We start from the raw sequence: 19,024 nt of genomic DNA, 5'->3' as shown, positions 1-19,024 counted from the left end.
TCATCGGTGACATCCGGCTCATCAGTGGCTTCCGGCGATGCGCGGATCGGCGACGCCGTAGAGCAGGTCGGCGATCAGGCTGCCGAGCAGCACCAGCATGGCGGAGAACATCAGGATGCCCATCACCACGGGATAGTCGCGATAGCTGATCGAATCGAGGAAGAGCCGGCCCATGCCGGGCCAGGTGAACACCGTCTCGGTCACCAGCGCGCCCGACAGCAGCGTCGGCACATGCAGGCCGGTGATGGTGATCATCGGCAGCAGCGCGTTGCGCAGTACATGCCGCAGCAGGATGCTCCGCTCCGGCACGCCCTTGGCGCGGGCGGTGCGCACGTAATCCTGGTTGATCACGTCGAGCATCGAGGAGCGCATGTAGCGGCTCCAGACCGCGGTCGAGACCAGAGCCAGCACGATGCAGGGCCCGATCAGGTGGTGCAGCTGGTTCAGGAAGGAGCCGTCGCCGACCGTGTAGCGGTTGCCGGCGGGCAGCCAGCCGAGGCCGACGGAGAAGACATAGATGATGACGAGCCCGAACCAGAAGGTCGGGATCGAGAGCGCGATCATCGCGCCGATCGTCGCCAGCGAGTCGAAGATCGAATAGCGCTTGATGGCGCCGAGGATGCCGACCCAGGCGCCGAGCAGCATGGCGAGCAGCGTCGAGGTCAGCATCAGCTCCAGCGTCGCGCCGATATGGGAGGCGATGATGTGCAGCACCGGCTGCTGGTCGCGATAGGAGCGGCCCCAGTCGCCGCTCAGCATGCGCCAGAGCCATTCCGCATATTGCACGGGCAGCGGCCGGTTCAGGCCGAGCTGCTCCGCGATGCGGTCGAGATCGGCCTGGGTCATGTCGCCACCGGCGGCGAATTGCGAGAGCGGCCCGCCTGGCGCCAGGTGCAGGATGGCGAAGCCGATCACCGAGACGATGAGCAGCAACAGCAGCGCCTGGCCGAGGCGGCGCAGGAGGAATCCGATCATCGCGCCGTTCTCCCGGCCGCTCCGCGCTTCATGTCACTTGGCCCGTTTCAATCACTTCGCCCGGTGCCAATCACTTGGCCCAGTACCAGCTGCCCATGTTCCAGGCGTTCTGGCGCTGGTTGATATTGGGGCGATAGCCGATCAGTCCTTCCTTCACGCCCTCGATCGGCGCGTATTGGAAGATCGGCAGGATCGGCAGCTCCTCGCGGACGATCTCCTGCAGCCTGAAATAGATCGCCTTGCGTTTCTCCTGATCGAAGGTTTCCTGGCCTTCCTTCATCAGCGCATCGGCCTCGGCATTTTCCCACTGCATGTAGTTGCCGCCGCTGCCACCCTTGACCGGAATGGCGTCGGAGGCGAAGCGCGAGGCCGGGTCGGGGTCGACGCCGGTGCGGAAGGTCGTGCCGACCAGCAGCGACTCGAATTTGGAGCGCACGTAGAACTCGCCCCAGATCACCGCTGCCGGCATGTTGTTGATCGTCATCTTCGCGCCGACCTGCTGCCAATCCTGCTGGATCAGCTGCTGGCATTGCTCGCGCAGCTGGTTGCCGGTCGTCGTCGAGACCGCGAATTCGAGCGGCACCCCGTTCTTCATGCGCGTGCCCGAGCCGGAGCGCTTCCAGCCTGCGTCGTCGAGCAGTTTGTTGGCCCGGGCAAGATCGCGCTGCTGGACGGGGAGGGCCGGGTTGAATGCCCAGGATTCGCGCGGCGCGAAGGATTCCGTCGGCTTCGGCACGCCGTAATAGATCGCGTCGATGATCGCCTGCTTGTCCATCGCCGCATAGAGCGCGTGCCGCACGGCCTTCTCGGCGAAAGCCTTGTTGCCGAGATTCGGCATGATGATCTCGAGATTGCCGCTCGGCGCGACCGCGACCTTGCGGCCGGGAAGCTTGATCGCCTCCTGGTAGAAATTCGCGGGAATGCCCGAGATGATGACCAGGTCGACCTGGCCGGTGCGGAACTGGGCATAGAGCGCCGTCAGGTCCGGGATGTATTTGAGAACCGCCTTCTCGAGATAGGGGCCGTCGCCGTGATAGCTTTCATTGGCGACGAGCGTGATGTTGTCGCCGGGCTGCCGCGTGCCCCAGCGGAATGGGCCGGTGCCGACGGGCGCATTGTTGAACGGCGCGGTATTCGGGTCCGCCGCCTTGCCCAGGATGTGCTTGGGAACGATATGCGTGTTCGCCAGCATCGCGAGATAGGGGGCGTAGGCCTTCTCCATCCGCCACGAGATCTCGTGCGGGCCCTTGACCAAGATATCCCTGACGAAGGCATGGCCGACGCGCGTGCGCGCCTTGAAGCCGGCGGTGTTGATCAGTTCCAGCGAGTATTTGACGTCCTCGGCGGTGAAGGCCGTTCCGTCATGCCATTTCACGTTGTCGCGGAGCTTCACGCTCCAGGCGAGGCCGCCGTCCGAGATGCCGCCATTCGCCTCGCTCGGCACTGCGAGTGCGAGATCCGGGCGAAGCGTGCCATCGGGCTCGGCGACCCAGAGCGAGTTGAAGACGCTGGTCCAGACGACTTCGTCGACCTCGACGCCCGGCATCAGCGGGTTGAAGGAAACCGGTTCCTGCGAGAGCCCGACCACGACGACGCCGGTCGGCTTGGCCGGCGGCGGGGCCGTGGGCTTGGCTGCCGTCTGGGCCTGTGCGGCAAGGCCGTAGGTCGCGGCAAGCGCGCCGGCGCCGAGGCCGAAGAGATCGCGCCGATTCAGGTTCCAGTTCGAAAACCGCCGTGGATCGTGACTGTCTCGCATCGTGCTTCCCCTCTCCCAAGGCAACCGCTTTCAGCGAATGCGCTGAAAGGCTTCATCATAATAATGAACACAAGCGGCGACCCATCTTCAAAATGGGCGTCATTCGGCTAAAAATCTTCATCATATGATATCGGGCGTCAAGGCCTGAGGATGCGTCGATACAAGGAATTTGGCCGATAAAGCCCGCAAATCATTGTGTTTAAACGGTAATTTTATAAATCATCGGAATTTCATCAAAATAGTTGCGCGGGCATTTTCATCATCATATCGTTTGCGGGCCTTCAATCGCTTCCCTGGGACCCCATGCCGGATAAAGTGCTGCCCGCCGAGAACGCCGACGTCGACAGCGACGAGCAGCTCGAGGCCATGAGGATCGGGCAGCGGCTGCGAGCCCTGCGGGCCGAGCGCGGGCTGACGATCCTGGAGCTGGCGGCGAAGGCGGGCGTTTCCTCCGGCAGCATCAGCCAGATCGAACGCGGCGCCTCGAACCCGTCGGTCAGCACGCTGCAGAAGCTGCGCGCCGCGCTTGGCGTCACGCTCTGGTCGTTCCTGGAAAGCGACGCGGCCGAACCGGCCCGCGAGTCGCAATATGTCCGGCGCCAGGCCAATCGCCCGCGCATCGTCGTCGGCACCAATCAGCTGACCAAGGAGTTGTTGTCGCCGCGCGACAACAATGAGCTGCGCTTCATGATCCTGACCGTACCGCCCGGCGCCGAGAGCGGCAGCTTCCTGAGCGGGCCCGGCGACAAGGGCGGCTACGTCCTCTCCGGCCGGGTCGAGCTCAGCATCGGCGACGAGGTCTTCGAAATCGGCGAGGGGGACAGCTTCCAGTTCCCCAGCACCATTCCGCATCAGGTCGTCAACCGCTCCGCGAGCGAAGCGAAGCTGATCTGGATCATCAATATCCGGGAATCGCACCTGTAGGGCGATCGTATCAGGCGGGGCCGGCAAGGCCGCGTCCGCCTGCCATTCCAGCAGACCCAGAGGAACCATGATCACACGTCACGAAGTCACCGGCCGTCTCAGCAAGGTGCTGGTCGCCAATGGATTTGCCTTCCTGTCGGGCCTCACAGCCAAGGACCGCAGCGGCGGCGTCAAGGAGCAGACCGCCGATATCCTCGCCCAGATCGACGCCTATCTGGCGATGGCCGGCACGGACAAGACCCGCATCGTCGTCGGCAATATCTGGCTGAAGGACATCAGCACCTTCAGCGAGATGAATGCGGCCTGGGAAGCCTGGGTCGACCCGAAGCAGCCGCCGGCGCGTGCGACCGTCGAGTCGCGCCTGGCTGCGGACGACATTCTCGTCGAGATCCAGGTCCAGGCCCTCGTTTGAGCCTCGGCGTCCGCCGTGCGTGATCGCGGCGGACCTTTTCGCGTGTCCCCAAATCCTCGCGTCCTCCAGCGCAAGCGGTCCGCCATGCCTCAGTCATCTGCCCTTCCGAGCGTCGTCCCCGGTGACCCGTCCTGGTGGTTCAGCGAGGCTATGAGCGCTGAGGCGGGCCGACCGGATTCGGCGCTGCTGTCGGGCAGCATCACGGTCGATGTGGCGATCGTTGGTGGCGGCTTCACGGGGCTGTGGACGGCGCTGGCCTTGAAGGAGCGGGCGCCGCAGCTCTCGGTCGCGCTGATCGAGGCCTCGCGCTGCGGCTCGGGGGCAAGCGGCAAGAACGGCGGCAAGGTTTCGGGCTATTGGGGCTCGCTTGCCGGAATGGAAGGCAATATCGGCTCAGACGGCGCGCTGGCGGTCGCCCGCGCCGGAGCCCGCGCCCAGGACGCGATCCGCGCCTTCGCAACGGCTCCCGGTCGCGATGTCTGGTGGCGCGACGGCGCCAGCATCCGCGTCTCGGCCTCGCCGGCGCAGGATGCAAAGATCAAGGGCTATGTCGAGACCGCGCGGCGTCTTGGCGTGCCGGATATGGCCCATGCGCTCTCGCCGGACGAGGTGGCAGCCTATTGCCGCTCGCCGGTCTTCCGCGGTGGCGTCTACCTGGCCGAGGGCGCAACCGTTCAGCCTGCCAGATTGGCGCGCGAGCTGCGGCGGGCCGTGATCGAGGCCGGTGTTTCCGTCTTCGAGAACACCCCGATGGTCGCGCTCGATGCGGGCATGCCGAGCCGCGTGCGAACCCCGGATGGCGAGATCATCGCCCGGGAAGTCGTGCTCGCCACCAATACCGAGCTGGCGAAGCGCCCGGAGGTGAAGCCGCATGTCAGCGTGTTCTCTTCCTTTGCGCTGATGACCGATCCGGCCCCTGAGAAGCTCGCCGCAATGGGCTGGACCCGCGATGAAGGGCTCGCGGATCTCAGGATGTTCGTCCACTATTTCCGCAAGACGGTCGACGGGCGCATCCTGATGGGTTCGGGTTCCGGCCCGATCAGCTTCGGCGGCAATGCCCGCGATCCACGCCTGACCACCGATATCGCCTCGGCCGCCCGGGCCGAGAAGGGGTTGCGCCGGTTGCTGCCGAGCTTCGCCAATGTCGGCATCGCCAAGATCTGGGGCGGCGGCATCGACGTCTCCTCCGATCGGCTGCCATTCTTCCGCACCGTGCCCCGCACGCGCGTCCATTATGGCTGCGGCTATTCGGGCCATGGCGTGAACCCGACGTATATCGGCGGGCAATGCCTGGCCTCGCTGGTCCTGAACGCCAGGGACGACTGGGCGAACCTGCCCCTGTGCACGCGCAGCCTTCCCGCGCTTCCGCCCGAGCCGTTCCGCGCCGTCGGCGGCCGGCTGGTGCGGTGGGGCATCATCGGATGCGAGGAGGCTGAGGAGAGGGGCGAGCGCGCGGGTGCCGCGATGAGCGCCGCAGCGGCGATCCCGAAACTCTTCGGCCTGCGCATCGGAACGCGCTGAAAGTCGCGCTCCGATGATCTAAGCCTTTGTGTCCGCATCGGCTTTTCCGAAGCCGCAATCTGCTTCTCGAGCCGATGCCTTAGCCCAGCCGGACCTTGGCAACCTTGTCCTTGTAATCGTCCTTGGGATCGACGCCGAGCAACATCTTGATCCCGGCGACCAGGTTATTGGCGTTTTCCCAGATCTCGGCGCTGCTCGGTTCAAAACGCAGCAGGGCGAGATTGGGATCGTCCTTGCCGCCTTCGAACCAGGCCGCGATGAAGCTGTTCCAGAGCCGGTCGATGACCTGACGGTCCATATCGATGGAGAGGTCTCCCTCGACCGAGACGAACAGGTCATGGCCCTTTGACGCCAGGCTGAAGGCGGCGGGCTTGCTGCCGGAGAGCGCCTTGACCAGTTCGGTGTCGCGCGAGGCGAAGAACCAGATCGGCCCGTGGTCCGCTTCGAGCTGCGCCGTCATCGGGCGGGTATGACCCTGTTCGGAACCGGCGAGGCCCAGCATGACGGTCATGTCGGACTTCAGGGTCTTCCAGAATTTGGCTTCCAGTTCGCTTGGCGTCGGCATGGCATTCCTCCTGCTTCTGCGTGTCGGATTTCTGTGCTTGGAACAGCCGGGCGACGGCCATGCCCAGTTCGTCCGCGCTGGCGATCCAGCGCAAAAAACCCCGCGGCAAGGCCGCGGGGTTGCAGGTTTCGTCCTCAGACGACGGGCGGACGATAGGGGGTGGCCGTCTCGTCGAAGCGACTCCAGCCGGCGGAGCGATACTCTGCCTCGCGGGTGGTACGATCGATCGGCGTCGCGCCATCCATGATGCTCACGATGGTGGCTTCGTGCTCGGGCTCGGCCCGGACCGCGACGACCGAGCCGCCACGGCGCACAGTCTCGGCATGGTATTCGGCTTCGGCCTTGTCGACACCGGCACTGGTGAAGGATCCGACGATCCCGCCGGCAGCCGCGCCGGCGACCGCTCCGGCCGCCGTCGAGGCCAGCCAGCCGGCCGCCACCACCGGGCCGATGCCCGGAATGGCGAGCATCCCGAGACCGGCGAGCAGGCCGGCGGCGCCGCCGACACCGGCGCCGATCCCGGCGCCCTCGGCTGCGTTGCTCTCGGTTGAGGCGCCGTCGCGGCCGATGACGCTGATGTCGCTGCTGGCGACGCCGGCGTCTTCGAGCTGCGTAACGACCGAGCGGGCGGTTTCATAGGTATCGTAGGAACGGGTGATGGTGCGGGTCATGGTAACCTCTTGTGCTGTGAGAACAGGATTCGCGGCGTGAGGAGTGCTTGGCCCGCTCAGTGGCGGACGATGTTGCCGCGATAATCGACGGAGACATTGACCTTCGCGCCGGCATTCGTCGCCATGCCCTTCCAGACGCCGTCCTTGTCCTTCTTCAGGCCGGTCACGTCGGAATAGCCATTGGCTTCAAGCCGGCTCTTGGCCTGCCCTTCGGTGAAGCTATTGGCGCCGGGAAGCGGCGCGTTCTTGTCCGCTTCGGCCTTTGGTGCGGGCATTGGTGACGTTGTCGAAGTCTGCGCAACGGCGCCGAAAGCAGTCACTGAAGCGATCATCGAAACGATGAGAAGTTTTTTCATGGTAATTCTCCGCAGGTGCGTGATTGTACGGCCTGATGTCGGATCAACTGGCCTGACCGGCAGAGAGTTCCGTAAATAAATACTTCATTGAGAGGGAACAGACGGCTGCGTCGTCGGTTGGGCGAGCGCTACCCGAAATCACTGGAGAACACCCATGGCCCCGACACCGAAGCCACTCGACGAGCTGTTCCACGACATGCTCAAGGACGTTTATTATGCCGAAAAGCAGATCCTGAAGGCGCTGCCGAAAATGGCCAAGGCTGCGACTGCGCCCGAGCTGAAGAAGGCGTTCGAGACGCACCGGACCGAGACCGAAGGCCAGGTCGAACGCCTGAGCGAGGTCTTCGAACTGATCGGCAAGGCGCCGCGCGCCAAGACCTGCGATGCCATCCTCGGCATTCTCGAGGAGGGCAAGGCCGTGATGGAGGACTATGCGGACAGCCCGGCCCTGGATGCCGGCCTTGTCGCCTCTGCGCAGGCTGTCGAGCATTACGAGATGGCGCGCTACGGCACACTGAAGGCGTGGGCGCAGCAGCTCGGCCATAAGGATGCCGTCAAGCTGCTCGACGCGACCCTTGCCGAGGAGACGAGGACGGACAAGGCGCTGACGCAGCTCGGCGGCCCCGCCAATACCGCAGCCGTTGCCAAGGCTGCCTGAGCGAACTGCCCATCAGGCCCCGGCGGCAACGCTGTCGGGGCTGCTTTCGTGCGTATTCCACTGATCGGCAGGCCATGATCCAAGCTGATACCCATGTTCGAAGCTGACACGACCGAGCAGGACGATCTTCGCGGCGGGCGCCCGCCCTGGACCACGGGTTTCAGGCGCCCGGTGCGCGTGACGCTGGACCGCAGCCTGCAATGCGATGTCGTCATCATCGGCGCCGGCATCACCGGGGCGCTCGTGGCGCAGCATCTGACGCGGCTCGGCCACAAGGTCACGATGATCGACCGGGAGCGCGCCGGCTTCGGCAGCACAGCTGCCAGCACGGCGATGCTGCAATGGGAGATCGACTGCCCGCTCGGCGAGTTGACGGCGTTCTACGGCTTCGACCGCGCAGCCAATATCTATCGTCGCAGCCTGCAGGCTGTGTCGGGCCTCAAATCGCTCGTGGACGAACTCGCGCTCGGCTGCGCTTTCCGGCACCGAAGCTCGCTCTATATCGCGGGCGGCGATGTCGGCGCGAGCGGACTCCTCGCCGAACACCGGTTGCGCGAGCGCGCCGGCCTGCCTGGGGCCTATCTCGACTATTTCACCTTGAAGCGAGAGTTCGATTTCGACCGCGAGGCTGCGATCATCTCGCCGGGTTCCGCCGATGCCGACCCCTTGCTCCTGGCGCACGCCTTGATTGCGGACGCGCTGAGCCATGGCGCCGCGCTCTATGACGCCGAGGCCGTCGGCTACAACAGTTTTGGCCATGGCGTCGTCGTCGCGCTCGATAATGGTCACGAGATCCAGGCCAGGCAGGTCATCCTCGCGACGGGCTATGTCATGCCCGATTTCGTCCGGACGGAGCTGCACAAAACGGCATCGAGCTGGGCGATCGCCACGCCGCCCCAGGTACCAGAGGCACTCTGGCGCGATGGTGTCCTGATCTGGGAGGCGTCGGACGACTATCTCTATGCCCGCACCACAGGGGACAATCGCATCATCGTGGGAGGCGAGGACGACGAGGATGTCACCGAACCCTCTGAACGGGACGCATTGATGCCAGCCAAGGCCGTGGCGATCCTCAGGAAGCTAAAGCTGCTGCGACCGGCAGCGGACGCGACCGCGGAATTCGTCTGGTCCGGAGCATTCGGCGAAACCTTGGACGGCTTGCCGTTGATCGGGCAGGTGCCGGGCTACCCCGCCGTCTTCGCCGCCTACGGCTATGGCGGCAACGGCATTACCTTCAGCTTTCTCGCCTCACGCATCGTGGCGAAGATGATCGCCGGTGATCGCGAGGATTGGTACGACGATCTCGCTATCGACCGGCCGTTGCCGAGGGCGTGAGATCCGATGAAGCTTCGGCCTCGATCTTGTGCTGCTGGACGCCTGCGCAGGCTGCCTTCCCCTTCACGTCGCACAGATTTCCCTGGCGATGACGACGCCGGGCGCAGCTGCATCCCCTGTCTTCGGAGTCGAGGTCGGCGCCGCTGCTCTCTGGGAGGCGAGGCGATTATGGCCCGGTCCCTCTTGCGTGTCGCCATTCGGCATCCATATACCATCCCAATGGATGGTATATGGATGGCAAAATGAAAGCGCCCGATAGCGAAAAGCTCACGCTCAATCTCGGCTTCGTCGATCTCGGGCGCATCGACCTGCTCGTCCGGGACGGCTTCTATTCGAACCGCTCGGACTTCATTCGCACCGCGGTGCGAAACCAGCTCGCGACCCATGCCGATGTCGCGGCGCAGGCGACGACGCGGCTCTCTCTCGAACTTGGCCTGCGCGTCTTCACGAGGCGCGATCTCGAAGCGGCCAAGGCCGCCGGCGAACGCCTGGAGATCCGCGTGCTCGGCCTCGCCGTCATCGAACCGGATGTCTCGCCGGACCTCGCGCGGGAGACGATTGCCTCCCTGACCGTGCTCGGCGCGCTCCATGCCTCCCCCGAAATCAAGGCCGCCCTGGCCGACCGACTGGCATGAAAAGGCACAGCGACATGAACTTGCGCATCCGCTCCGCTATCGGCGAAGCCATGACACGTCTGCGAGGCGCCGATGTTGCAGGCGCGACTGCGGCCATTCAGCAGGCGCTCGCCGGGCGGCCTGTTCAGCCCCCGCAACAACCCGGCGGCGACGAGACGGGCAGGGCCGGATTGATCGTCCCGCGCCGCCTCGGTGACGTCCTGCAATCGCTTCGGACGGAGCGGGCGCGCTTCGCCGATCAGCCGGCCGCGCGCCGTCACCAGCCTGGCCCGACAGAAGAGGACGGGCGCTTTCGCTCGCGCAGCTTTCGCGGCGCTGCTGGAGCACTGGCCTACAAGCTCTACGTGCCGGCGGATCATGCCGGGCGGGAACTCGCGCTCGTCATGATGCTGCATGGCTGCACGCAGGATCCCGATGATTTTGCGCGCGGGACCCGGATGAACCGGCTCGCCGACGAATTCGGCATCATCGTCGCCTATCCCCACCAACCGCGTTCGGCCAATGCCCAGGGCTGCTGGAACTGGTTCGATCCGCGTCATCAGCGGCGCGGGGCGGGAGAGCCCGCGGCTCTCGCGGGCTTGGCCCAGGAACTCGCCGCCGAGTTTGGCATCGATCGCGCGCGTGTCTTTGTCGCCGGCCTGTCTGCCGGCGGCGCGATGGCCGATGTGCTGTCCTCGACCTATCCTGATATCTTTGCCGCCGCCGGCATCCATTCCGGCCTTGCCCATGGCGCCGCAAGCGACGTCATGTCGGCCTTTGCGGCGATGAAGGGCAATGCGAAGCCGATATCCCGGGCGACGGGAAGCGGCGCCCGGCAGATCATCTTCCACGGTACGGCCGATGCCACCGTTCACCCCTCGAATGGCGGGACGCTGTTTGCGCGGGCCAGCGCCGGCCATGGCGCGCTGGGGGAGTTGACGACCGATGTCGTCGTCAACGGCCGGCATGTCACCCGCACGCTGGTCGGACCAGCCCATGGTCCGGCCACCACCGAATACTGGCTGGTCCAGGGAGCCGGTCACGCCTGGTCGGGCGGGGATGAGGCGGGAAGCTTCGCCGATGCGTCGGGCCCGGATGCCTCGCGCGAGATGATCCGGTTCTTCCTGGAAACCTGACGGCGTCGCAGCCTATGCCGCGGGGAGGGGGCGGCGGCGTGGTCCTTGCGTGCCGTCGGATCGAGCGTCGGCGCGGGAGATAGCGAGATCACCGCCGGGCCGAGCAACGCGACGAAACCTCCTTCGGAGCTGCAGGAGCGCAGCCAGCGCCTTCGCTGCGTTCAATCTCCCAGCGCGGTCATCGTTACCCAGAATTCGAATTTGGTTCACATCGAAGTCGGGGCGGTTTATATAGTCGTGTGGTAGTTGGCTGATCCAGCCCTTCAATAACATTTGAATCACGAACGCACCAATACTGAGGCCGGCTACTCAGATTTACGCAGTCGAATTCAGAATCAAATGCATATCTCGGCGTCCCGGATCAAATTCTGGGCGTGGTAGTTCTTTGCTCCGTTTCGGAAGGATCAAATCCGAAAGAGGTCTTCTCCCAGGCAAATGTTGGAGATGAAAATGACACCTCGACGCGAGATGGGTGGACTTGCAGACGTCAAAAACTATTTACAACGAACATTTTGTGGCTGGCAGGGGCGAACCCGCGCAGCCCTGCTCGGCGCCACCGCGCTGATCGGTGCCGCGGCCGCGACACCGGCCGCGGGGCAGACTCCGGCACCCGCCCAGGCGCCGTCGCGACCGAACATCCTGTTCATCATGGGCGATGACATCGGCATCATGCAGCCGAGCATCTACCATCGCGGCCTGATGGTCGGGGAGACGCCGAACATCGACCGGATCGGCCAGGAAGGCGCGCTCTTCACGCATTACTATGCCGAGCAGAGCTGCACGGCCGGCCGCAACGCCTTCTTCACGGGCATGCATCCGCTGCGCACCGGCATGATCCCGCCTCAACTGCCGGGCAGCCCGTCCTATCTGCGGCCCGGCACGCCGGCGCTTGCCAAATTCCTGCTCGATCTCGGCTACAACACCGGCGAGTTCGGCAAGAACCATCTCGGCGACCACACCGACGCGCTGCCGACCGCGCACGGCTTCCAGGAATTCTGGGGCTATCTCTATCATCTCGATGCGATGCAGGGCGTGAGCTTCCCCGACATCAACAGGACCCCGACCCAGCAGACCGTGGCTCCGCCATGCATCAACACGACGATCCCGGGTCTTCCCCCGGTTCCCGGCGCGGTGGACCCGCGAACCACCGTTTGCCTGACGCCGCCACGTCCCGTGATGTTCTGCACATCGTCCAATGGCACGGCGGCCAACCAGACCTGCCGGGACGAAGGGCCGCTGACATTGGAGCGCTCGAAGACGGTGGACGAGGAAATCTCGGCCAAGGTCGTCGATTTCCTCGAGCGCAACGACCCGAGGCGGACCAACAAGCCGTTCTTCGCCTGGTACAACCCGGCGCGCATGCACATCACGACCGTTCTGTCGCCGAAATACGAGGCGATGATCGGTGAGGCCGGCGGCAAGGACTGGGGCCTCAACGAAGCCGGCATGAAGCAGATGGACGACAATATCGGCGTCGTGCTGAAGAAGCTCGAGGATATGGGGCAGCTCAACAATACGATCGTCGTCTTCACCACCGATAATGGCGCCGAGACGATCACCTTCCCGGATGGTGGCACCACTCCCTTCAAGGGCGGCAAGCTGAGCACCTGGGAAGGCGGCATGCGCGCACCTCTGCTCGTTCGCTGGCCAGCCGGCGGCATCCGCGCGGGCACGGTCAAGAACGAGATCTTCGCGGCGCTCGATTGGCTGCCCACGCTGGTCAACCTCGCAGGCGGAGACAAGGGTGATGCGCTGAACCAGCGCATCAGGGCCGGCAGCTATCCCGGCATCGTCAAGACCACGCTCGATGGCGTCGACCAGGCCGAATACCTGCTCGGACGGTCGGAAAAGTCGGCGCGCGACACGTTCTTCTACTATTCCGGCAAGGACCCGTCGGCGGTCCGGTACAAGAACTGGAAGATCTATTTCGCGATGGTGTCGGACTCGCCGGCCGGCTTCATCTCGGGCGTGCAGCCCTTCCACTGGGCCCAGGTCGTCAATATCAAGCGCGATCCCTTCGAGACCTCGATCGGTTCGCAATACAAGACGCTCATGGGTATGGGCGGCACGATCGGTTCCCCCTCCACCGCCTATATCTACGATTGGAACATGCTGCCGATCGGCCAGGCGCTGTGGATGAAGGAGCTTCTCTCCTACAAGGACTTCCCGCCGATGCAGGACCCGGCGAGCTACAACCTTGACCAGGTCATGGACCAGATCAAGAACGCGAAGGGCCGGTCCGACTGAGCGCCGGCGAAATCAACCAGGCGCCTCTGTACCGGGGGCGCCTGTTTTCCTCCATCGGGCGGGCAAGAACCTCAATCAAGGGAGGTCGTCATGAAGACCTACGTCCTGACCGGCATTGCGCTATCAATCGGATTGATCCTGTCCGGCTGCCAGAGCTCGCAATCCAGGCAGCAGCAACTCGCCACGATCTGTGCAGATCCCAATAACCGGGCGCCCAAGTCCGGCTACTGGAGTGAGTGCCAGGCGCTCTATCCTTCAAGCAGCCGGCAGCTGCAGCGGGATTATCGGCTCGGCGCCCCTGCCGGTAACTGAGGCTTGCCCTGGGCCGGATCGCCCGATCCGGCCCAGGCCATTTCAAATCAATACTTTCCAACTGAATATTTCCCAGCGTAATCCTTGCACAATGAAGCCTGTCCCTTCGTCAGGCCTGTGTCCCGCGAGCAAGCGACGCACCGCTGAAAGGATCCGGGCCAGATTACCCCGCATTCACTCCCCGAACATCCGGAGGAAACCATGGCACCGCACGTCGTCACGGCCCTGACGCTCACTTTGGGACTCGCCTTGGCCGGTTGCCAGTCCACATCCCAGACCGTGCAGCAGAAGGAGGATCTGCTCTCTGCCGCCGGCTTCACCCCGCAGCCCGCGAACACGGCGGAGCGCCTCGCGGCGATGAAGAAGCTGCCGCCCAACAAGTTCGTGCAGCAGGTCAAGAATTCGCAGATCATCTATGTCTACGCCGATCCGATCGTCTGCCAATGCGTCTATTTCGGCAACCAGGCGGCATACGCCCAGTTCCGCCAGATGGTCTTCGCGCAGAAGCTGGCCAATGAGCAGCAGATGACGGCCGTGATGAATCAGAACGCCTTCGATTTCGGACCCTGGGGGGGACCGGGACCATTCATGTATTGAGGCCTGTTTCTGGCGAGCTTTGAAGGGAGGCACGGATGACGTCGATCAAATCTTCCGCCGACATCGACCGACGTATGTTGCTCAACGGTCTTGCGGCTCTGCCGGCTCTGACCATTCCGCTAAGTTTCACAGTCACTTCGGCCTCCGCCCAAACTGACCCGTTGCCGTCCTGGAACGATGGGCCGACCAAGGCATCGATTGTCGATTTCGTCACGCGGGTCACGACCCAGGGCGGGCCGGACTTCGTCGCCCCGGCCGAACGCACCGCGGTGTTCGACAATGACGGCACCTTGTGGGTGGAGCAGCCGATGTATGTCCAGCTCGCCTTCGTGCTCGATCGCGTCAAGGCGCTGGCGCCGCAGAATCCCGGCTGGAAGACCAAACAGCCCTTCAAGGCGGTCCTCGGCGGCGACATGCGGGCATTGGCGGCCTCAGGCGAGCAGGGGCTGATGCAGCTCATCGGCACCACCCATTCCGGCATGACCTCGGAAGAGTTTGCGAAGATCGCCACGGACTGGCTGGCGACGGCGCGCCACCCGCGCTTCAAGCGGCCCTATACCGAGCTGGTCTACCAGCCGATGCTGGAATTGCTCGCCCATCTCCGGGCCAATGGCTTCAAGACCTATATCGTGTCGGGAGGCGGGGTGGAGTTCATGCGACCGTGGACGGAGCGGGTCTACGGCATCCCGCCCGAGCAGGTTCTGGGCTCCTCGATCAAGACGCAGTTCGAGATGCGCGATGGCAGCCCGGTGATCTTCCGCCTGCCTCAGATCAACTTCATCGACGACAAGGCCGGCAAGCCCGTAGGGATCAATCAGCAGATCGGCCGCCGGCCGATTGCGGCGTTCGGGAACTCCGACGGGGATCTCGAAATGCTGCAATGGACGACCCTGTCGGGCGGGCCGCGCTTTGGCCTGATCGTCCACCACACCGATGCTGAACGAGAATACGCCTATGACCGCCAATCGCATTTCGGAAAGCTCGACAAGGCGCTCGACGCGGCGGCCGTGAACAAATGGACCGTGGTCGACATGAAACGGGACTGGAAGAAGATCTTTCCCTTCGAGGGATGACGAAGGGTTCCGAGAAGCCGTCCGTCACTGACAGGGCGATTTCAGGGGAGGGCTGACGTTGCTTCTCCAGGACGAGGTCGCCACTGCGCAGAGAGGCGCGCAGCCACACGGGAAGGCCAGGGCGTCCTTGACGATCCAACCTTCCATGTTGGCATCGGCCTTCCCCGAAGACCACGCTCCACGTTTCGGGCCGCTGCTCTAGTGCGGCGAGCCTTGTTGCTTGCGGCTGCGCCAAAGCGAGACGAGGAGCACGATTGCGCCGATGGCGGCCAGGACGAGCGGGAGCACCCTTATCCCGACATGACCCCATCGCGGGATATAGGCCGCGATCCCGGAAATGTGCGTGCCAAAATAGAAGGCGCCGGCACCCCAGACGGCAACCCACAGCGCGCCGCCGAGCGCGTTGAAGAGCAGGAAGCGCCGCCAATCCATTCCGGTCGTGCCGGCGGCGATGCCATTGAGCTGCCGAAGGATGTTGACGAACCGCGCCCCGGCCACCGTCGCTGGACCATAACGTGCAAAGACCGCTTCGACGCGATTGAAGCGTTCAGGTGTCAATCCGATCCGGGATCCATGCTTGAGTATGACGGCTCGGCCGAAGGTCCGGCCGATCAGGTAGCCGACATTGTCGCCGAGGACAGCTCCCACCCAGGCATTGAAGAGGACGGCGGACAAGGACAGCTCGCCGCGGGATGCGAGCACGCCGGCGAAGATCAGCGCGGATTCCCCCGGCAAAAGTGCTCCGAGCGACTCCAGAAACAGGATCACGAAGATGGCGACAGCGCCATATTCGCGAATATAGGGCTCGACGGCCGAAAACAGATGTTCCATTCCGCGCGTCGCCTCGCTGGATCATCGGAGCCGATATCGTATCCTGTCCGAAGACAGATCGGCACATCTGCGGTGATTATGGGCGGAGCACCCGACTTGCAAATCGACTGGTCGCGGCGGAAGGCTCCACGGTCGACCGGAGCGAAGCCCTTCCAAGGATCGTCGGTCGCCAGGCTGCCCGGAACATATGATTGCATGGCCGGTCGCCGGGCCAGGACTGTCGGCAGTCCGGTCACGGGGCCATCTTCATCTTATTGTGGACGTTGAGTCATCGCGCGCAAGGTCTTCCGCGGACTCACGTTTCTATCTGACCCGCGAGCGTGTGACTTGAGCCGCCGGCCGGCGCAAACCGGGCAACCGAAGCCCGCTCCCCGGCTCCGAGCCGTCTCGCGCTGCTATTTGAACGCCATCGGGACGACGAAGAGTGCGGCGAGAGCCAGCACGACCCCGATACGCAGCCAGACAGCCCTGACGTGATGTCTCACAAGCATGCGACGCTCCCTCAGACACAACGACGGAACTCACGTAGCGAACCCGTCGCGGACCTGCATTCCGGTGACGGAGCCAGCCAAGCCTCGATCCCATCTTGAACCTGCCCCTGCGCGCCGCAAGCGGCGTTGAGGCTGCCGGGCTCCTGGCCGGGGTCACGACTTCGTCAACGGGCAGCCCGGCCCCGTGGCCAGCGTCCGGGCGACGAGCTCTCCCGTCAGGAAACCGCCATCATCGACGAGCACAACGCGGGCATCATCCCGGCATGCGGCGCAGCCTCATCCCAGTCTGCGGCAGGCCGCGGTTGGTTCGTTCGCGGATATCGGCCGCGCTGTCCACGGTCGCCGCGACGGGACGATCCGATCTTGGCGAGGACGGCCCGAAAGCGGCCCGAGCGCGGCCAATTTCCAGGCGCTGTCGTCCCACCACCACAGCAAGGGAGACGCGACCATGCCTGAGCTCTCGAACACCCTGATCGACCCGTGGCAGAATTCTCTGACTGTCGCCGTCGAGACGAACAGGCTCGCCCTGGACGCTGCCCAGAAGCTTGGCGTGCTGCAGATGAGGATGCTGCGGAGCTGCATGGACCTGGGCTTCGCGCGCCTGAGCGCTGCCGCCGAGATCAAGGACGCGGATGGCCTCCTGGCGTTCCAGGCCGGCCAGCTCGAGGCCGCGATGAGCCTGTCCGAAAGGCTGGTCGACAACAGCATGGCGCTCGCCGATCTCGGCGAGGGGATCATGGCGGAATGCGGCAGGCTGACCGAAGACGTCATCGGCCCATCATCGCAGCCGCTGTCCCTGCGGCCGGCACATCGTCGGAACCAATGAGCCTGCTTGCTATGACAGCATTCTCGCGCTGGGACCGATCACGACGGCAAAGCGCTAGAACTCCGCTCCTCATCCCGACTTCCCCGAGCCGGCCTATGAACCCCAACGCCGTGAGCCGAGTCGGGAATTCACACTCTGCTCCGCGCGGGTGAGGAGCCAAGGCGCGGACGGTGGAGCGCGGCGCGCGGACACTCTGTCCGGGCGTGACCGTCTTGACCCTCGCCGGCCTTCCCTTGGTTCGCCGGGTCTATCGTGGCGTTGCCATCCGTCCGACGACCGCCAGTGCGAATTCGACGAGGTAGCTGTTCAGCGTCAGCGACGCCGTGCTGGCTGCGGCCACATCCCTGCTGGCGATGCCCTTGAGGATCTGCTGGTGGAGCCGCTTGCCGCGCGCGATCTCCTGCTGCTCGTCGCGCACATGCATGACCCAGAAGCGCCGCGACAGGGATTGAAGCGGCGTCATCAGGGCCGCGAGATAGGGATTATGCGCCGCCTCGATGATCAGCGCGTGAGTCTCTCCGACCGTTTCTGAATAGTCGTGCAGCGTGAATTCGCCATCAAGCGCGGCCGCCAGCTTTTCAATCGCGGCAATGTCCTTCTGCGTTGCGCGCGCGCAGGCAAGCTCCACCGCGAGCAGCTCATTGGCGCGCCGCACCTCCAGGCCGCTGAGCTGATCCTCGATCGAGATGCCGGGGATTTCGATGCCCTTGTTGGGGTGGATCCGTACCATGTAACTGAGCGCGAGGCGTTGGATCGCCTCCCGCACCGGCGTCCGGCCGAGCCCGGTCAACTCCATCAGATGACGCTCCGAGACCATCGAGCCGGGCTTCAATTCGCCCCGGACGATGAGGCGCTGCAGCACGGCGACGGCTTCTTCCGACTGATTCATCTCACCCTTCCGCGCCGCGCTGTCTCGCCTTGCAGGCCCGCAGCGGCGTTCGAATCCGCCTACCTCATCCGCGCCGGCTTTCCAAACCATTATTCATCCGATATATCGGTTGCATACTATCGATGTTCAATGCCGTCGCCGGAGGAATGATCCTTGAAATACGCCCCCCATCTCGAGCCCAGTCCCTTGCCGTTTTCGCCCTTCAAGAGTTGCACGGTGCCGCGGCCGATCGGCTGGCTGTCGAGCGTCAGCGCAGCCGGCGTCGAAAACATTGCGCCCTACAGCCAATGGCAGAACCTCACTTTCGACCCGCCGATGGTGATGTTCTCGGCGAACCAGTATCCAGACGGTCGCCGCAAGGACACGGTCCTCAATGCCGAAGAGACGGGCTGGTTCGTCTGGAACATGGCGACCTTCGACCTGCGCGAGGCCGTGAACATCAGCGCGATGGCCTTGCCCGCGCATGAGAGCGAATTCGAGCGCCTGAACGTCACCAAGGAATACGCCGATAACGCCCGCATTCCCATGGTCAGGGAAAGCCCGGTCAAGTTCGAGTGCAGATATGTCAGCACTCACCGGATCAAAGGCAATTCACCGGTCGGCTCCATCGATATCGTCTTCGCCCAGGTCGAGAAGATCCACATCGATGATGATGTGATCTTGCCGAGCGGAAAGCTCGACATCGAGAAGATCAAGCCGATCGCCCGGCTTGGTTATTTTGACTACACGGTGGTCAAGGACATCTTCGAGATGCGGGTTCCGGGTGCTGACGGAGACGCGCGGCAAGGCCTGGAGGGGCGCTCCACCTTGCGTTGACGGTTTCACCGATTTTCTC

General features: G+C 64.2%; 20 protein-coding genes. 13 read left to right on the top strand and 7 right to left on the bottom strand.

Features of this window, described 5'->3' with window-relative positions:
* Positions 1-21: 21 nt before the first annotated feature.
* Both BIWAKO_RS31205 and BIWAKO_RS31200 read right to left on the bottom strand, forming a co-directional pair.
* Entirely contained in the window at positions 22-975 is a 954-nt protein-coding gene (locus BIWAKO_RS31205) for an ABC transporter permease (RefSeq protein ID WP_069881943.1), read from the bottom strand.
* A gap of 70 nt (positions 976-1,045) precedes the next feature.
* A complete protein-coding gene (locus BIWAKO_RS31200) occupies positions 1,046-2,731 on the bottom strand; it encodes a peptide ABC transporter substrate-binding protein (RefSeq protein WP_069881942.1) in 1,686 nt (561 codons plus the stop codon).
* Between the two features lie 303 nt (positions 2,732-3,034).
* Here BIWAKO_RS31200 and BIWAKO_RS31195 point away from each other — a divergent pair, with 303 nt between their 5' ends.
* The 3 genes from BIWAKO_RS31195 to BIWAKO_RS31185 all read left to right on the top strand — a co-directional run bounded on the left by BIWAKO_RS31195 (position 3,035) and on the right by BIWAKO_RS31185 (position 5,588).
* Positions 3,035-3,655 (top strand): helix-turn-helix domain-containing protein, encoded by a 621-nt coding sequence (locus BIWAKO_RS31195; protein WP_201788673.1) that lies wholly within the window; start codon positions 3,035-3,037, stop codon positions 3,653-3,655.
* Between the two features lie 67 nt (positions 3,656-3,722).
* Complete coding sequence (locus BIWAKO_RS31190; protein WP_069881941.1) at positions 3,723-4,067, top strand: RidA family protein; 345 nt, start codon at positions 3,723-3,725, stop codon at positions 4,065-4,067.
* A gap of 84 nt (positions 4,068-4,151) precedes the next feature.
* On the top strand, positions 4,152-5,588 hold the full coding sequence (locus tag BIWAKO_RS31185; protein ID WP_069881940.1) for an NAD(P)/FAD-dependent oxidoreductase: 1,437 nt from the start codon (positions 4,152-4,154) through the stop codon (positions 5,586-5,588).
* A 79-nt stretch (positions 5,589-5,667) separates the two neighbouring features.
* Here the strand turns inward: BIWAKO_RS31185 and BIWAKO_RS31180 are convergent, their stop codons facing one another.
* The 3 genes from BIWAKO_RS31180 to BIWAKO_RS31170 all read right to left on the bottom strand — a co-directional run bounded on the left by BIWAKO_RS31180 (position 5,668) and on the right by BIWAKO_RS31170 (position 7,180).
* Positions 5,668-6,153 (bottom strand): pyridoxamine 5'-phosphate oxidase family protein, encoded by a 486-nt coding sequence (locus tag BIWAKO_RS31180; protein ID WP_069881939.1) that lies wholly within the window; start codon positions 6,151-6,153, stop codon positions 5,668-5,670.
* Between the two features lie 134 nt (positions 6,154-6,287).
* Positions 6,288-6,824, bottom strand: coding sequence for a general stress protein (locus BIWAKO_RS31175; protein WP_069881938.1), 537 nt, complete (start codon positions 6,822-6,824; stop codon positions 6,288-6,290).
* 56 nt (positions 6,825-6,880) lie between these two features.
* Positions 6,881-7,180 (bottom strand): PepSY domain-containing protein, encoded by a 300-nt coding sequence (locus BIWAKO_RS31170; RefSeq protein WP_069881937.1) that lies wholly within the window; start codon positions 7,178-7,180, stop codon positions 6,881-6,883.
* A gap of 154 nt (positions 7,181-7,334) precedes the next feature.
* On the opposite strand from BIWAKO_RS31170, the gene BIWAKO_RS31165 reads away from it, so the two are divergent.
* From BIWAKO_RS31165 to BIWAKO_RS31130, 8 genes are all read left to right on the top strand, one after another.
* On the top strand, positions 7,335-7,838 hold the full coding sequence (locus BIWAKO_RS31165) for a YciE/YciF ferroxidase family protein (RefSeq protein WP_069881936.1): 504 nt from the start codon (positions 7,335-7,337) through the stop codon (positions 7,836-7,838).
* A gap of 93 nt (positions 7,839-7,931) precedes the next feature.
* Positions 7,932-9,173 (top strand): NAD(P)/FAD-dependent oxidoreductase, encoded by a 1,242-nt coding sequence (locus BIWAKO_RS31160; RefSeq protein ID WP_069881935.1) that lies wholly within the window; start codon positions 7,932-7,934, stop codon positions 9,171-9,173.
* A 242-nt stretch (positions 9,174-9,415) separates the two neighbouring features.
* The gene (locus tag BIWAKO_RS31155; RefSeq protein WP_244523601.1) at positions 9,416-9,808 is read left to right on the top strand and encodes a CopG family transcriptional regulator; all 393 of its coding nucleotides are present in this window, start codon (positions 9,416-9,418) and stop codon (positions 9,806-9,808) included.
* Positions 9,809-9,858: 50 nt separating this feature from the next.
* Positions 9,859-10,923 (top strand): extracellular catalytic domain type 1 short-chain-length polyhydroxyalkanoate depolymerase, encoded by a 1,065-nt coding sequence (locus BIWAKO_RS31150; RefSeq protein ID WP_244523600.1) that lies wholly within the window; start codon positions 9,859-9,861, stop codon positions 10,921-10,923.
* 450 nt (positions 10,924-11,373) lie between these two features.
* Complete coding sequence (locus tag BIWAKO_RS31145) at positions 11,374-13,170, top strand: arylsulfatase (RefSeq protein WP_371332129.1); 1,797 nt, start codon at positions 11,374-11,376, stop codon at positions 13,168-13,170.
* 90 nt (positions 13,171-13,260) lie between these two features.
* Positions 13,261-13,482, top strand: coding sequence for a hypothetical protein (locus tag BIWAKO_RS31140; protein ID WP_069881933.1), 222 nt, complete (start codon positions 13,261-13,263; stop codon positions 13,480-13,482).
* A 201-nt stretch (positions 13,483-13,683) separates the two neighbouring features.
* Positions 13,684-14,079, top strand: a complete 396-nt coding sequence (locus BIWAKO_RS31135) for a hypothetical protein (protein ID WP_069881932.1) — start codon at positions 13,684-13,686, stop codon at positions 14,077-14,079.
* A gap of 74 nt (positions 14,080-14,153) precedes the next feature.
* Positions 14,154-15,152, top strand: a complete 999-nt coding sequence (locus tag BIWAKO_RS31130) for an HAD family hydrolase (protein WP_244523699.1) — start codon at positions 14,154-14,156, stop codon at positions 15,150-15,152.
* 198 nt (positions 15,153-15,350) lie between these two features.
* Here the strand turns inward: BIWAKO_RS31130 and BIWAKO_RS31125 are convergent, their stop codons facing one another.
* On the bottom strand, positions 15,351-15,983 hold the full coding sequence (locus BIWAKO_RS31125; protein ID WP_069881930.1) for a DedA family protein: 633 nt from the start codon (positions 15,981-15,983) through the stop codon (positions 15,351-15,353).
* A gap of 939 nt (positions 15,984-16,922) precedes the next feature.
* Between BIWAKO_RS31125 and BIWAKO_RS31120 the strand changes: the two genes are divergently transcribed.
* Entirely contained in the window at positions 16,923-17,300 is a 378-nt protein-coding gene (locus tag BIWAKO_RS31120; protein ID WP_069881929.1) for a phasin family protein, read from the top strand.
* A gap of 247 nt (positions 17,301-17,547) precedes the next feature.
* On the opposite strand, the gene BIWAKO_RS31115 is transcribed toward BIWAKO_RS31120, so the two are convergent.
* A complete protein-coding gene (locus BIWAKO_RS31115) occupies positions 17,548-18,189 on the bottom strand; it encodes a GntR family transcriptional regulator (protein WP_069882969.1) in 642 nt (213 codons plus the stop codon).
* A 153-nt stretch (positions 18,190-18,342) separates the two neighbouring features.
* On the opposite strand from BIWAKO_RS31115, the gene BIWAKO_RS31110 reads away from it, so the two are divergent.
* The gene (locus BIWAKO_RS31110) at positions 18,343-19,005 is read left to right on the top strand and encodes a flavin reductase family protein (protein ID WP_069881928.1); all 663 of its coding nucleotides are present in this window, start codon (positions 18,343-18,345) and stop codon (positions 19,003-19,005) included.
* Positions 19,006-19,024: the final 19 nt, after the last annotated feature.

This window comes from Bosea sp. BIWAKO-01 (assembly GCF_001748145.1).
Taxonomy (GTDB): Bacteria; Pseudomonadota; Alphaproteobacteria; order Rhizobiales; family Beijerinckiaceae; genus Allobosea.
Note: the sequence above shows the minus strand (reverse complement) of the source record. Positions and strands in the feature narration are given on the sequence as shown.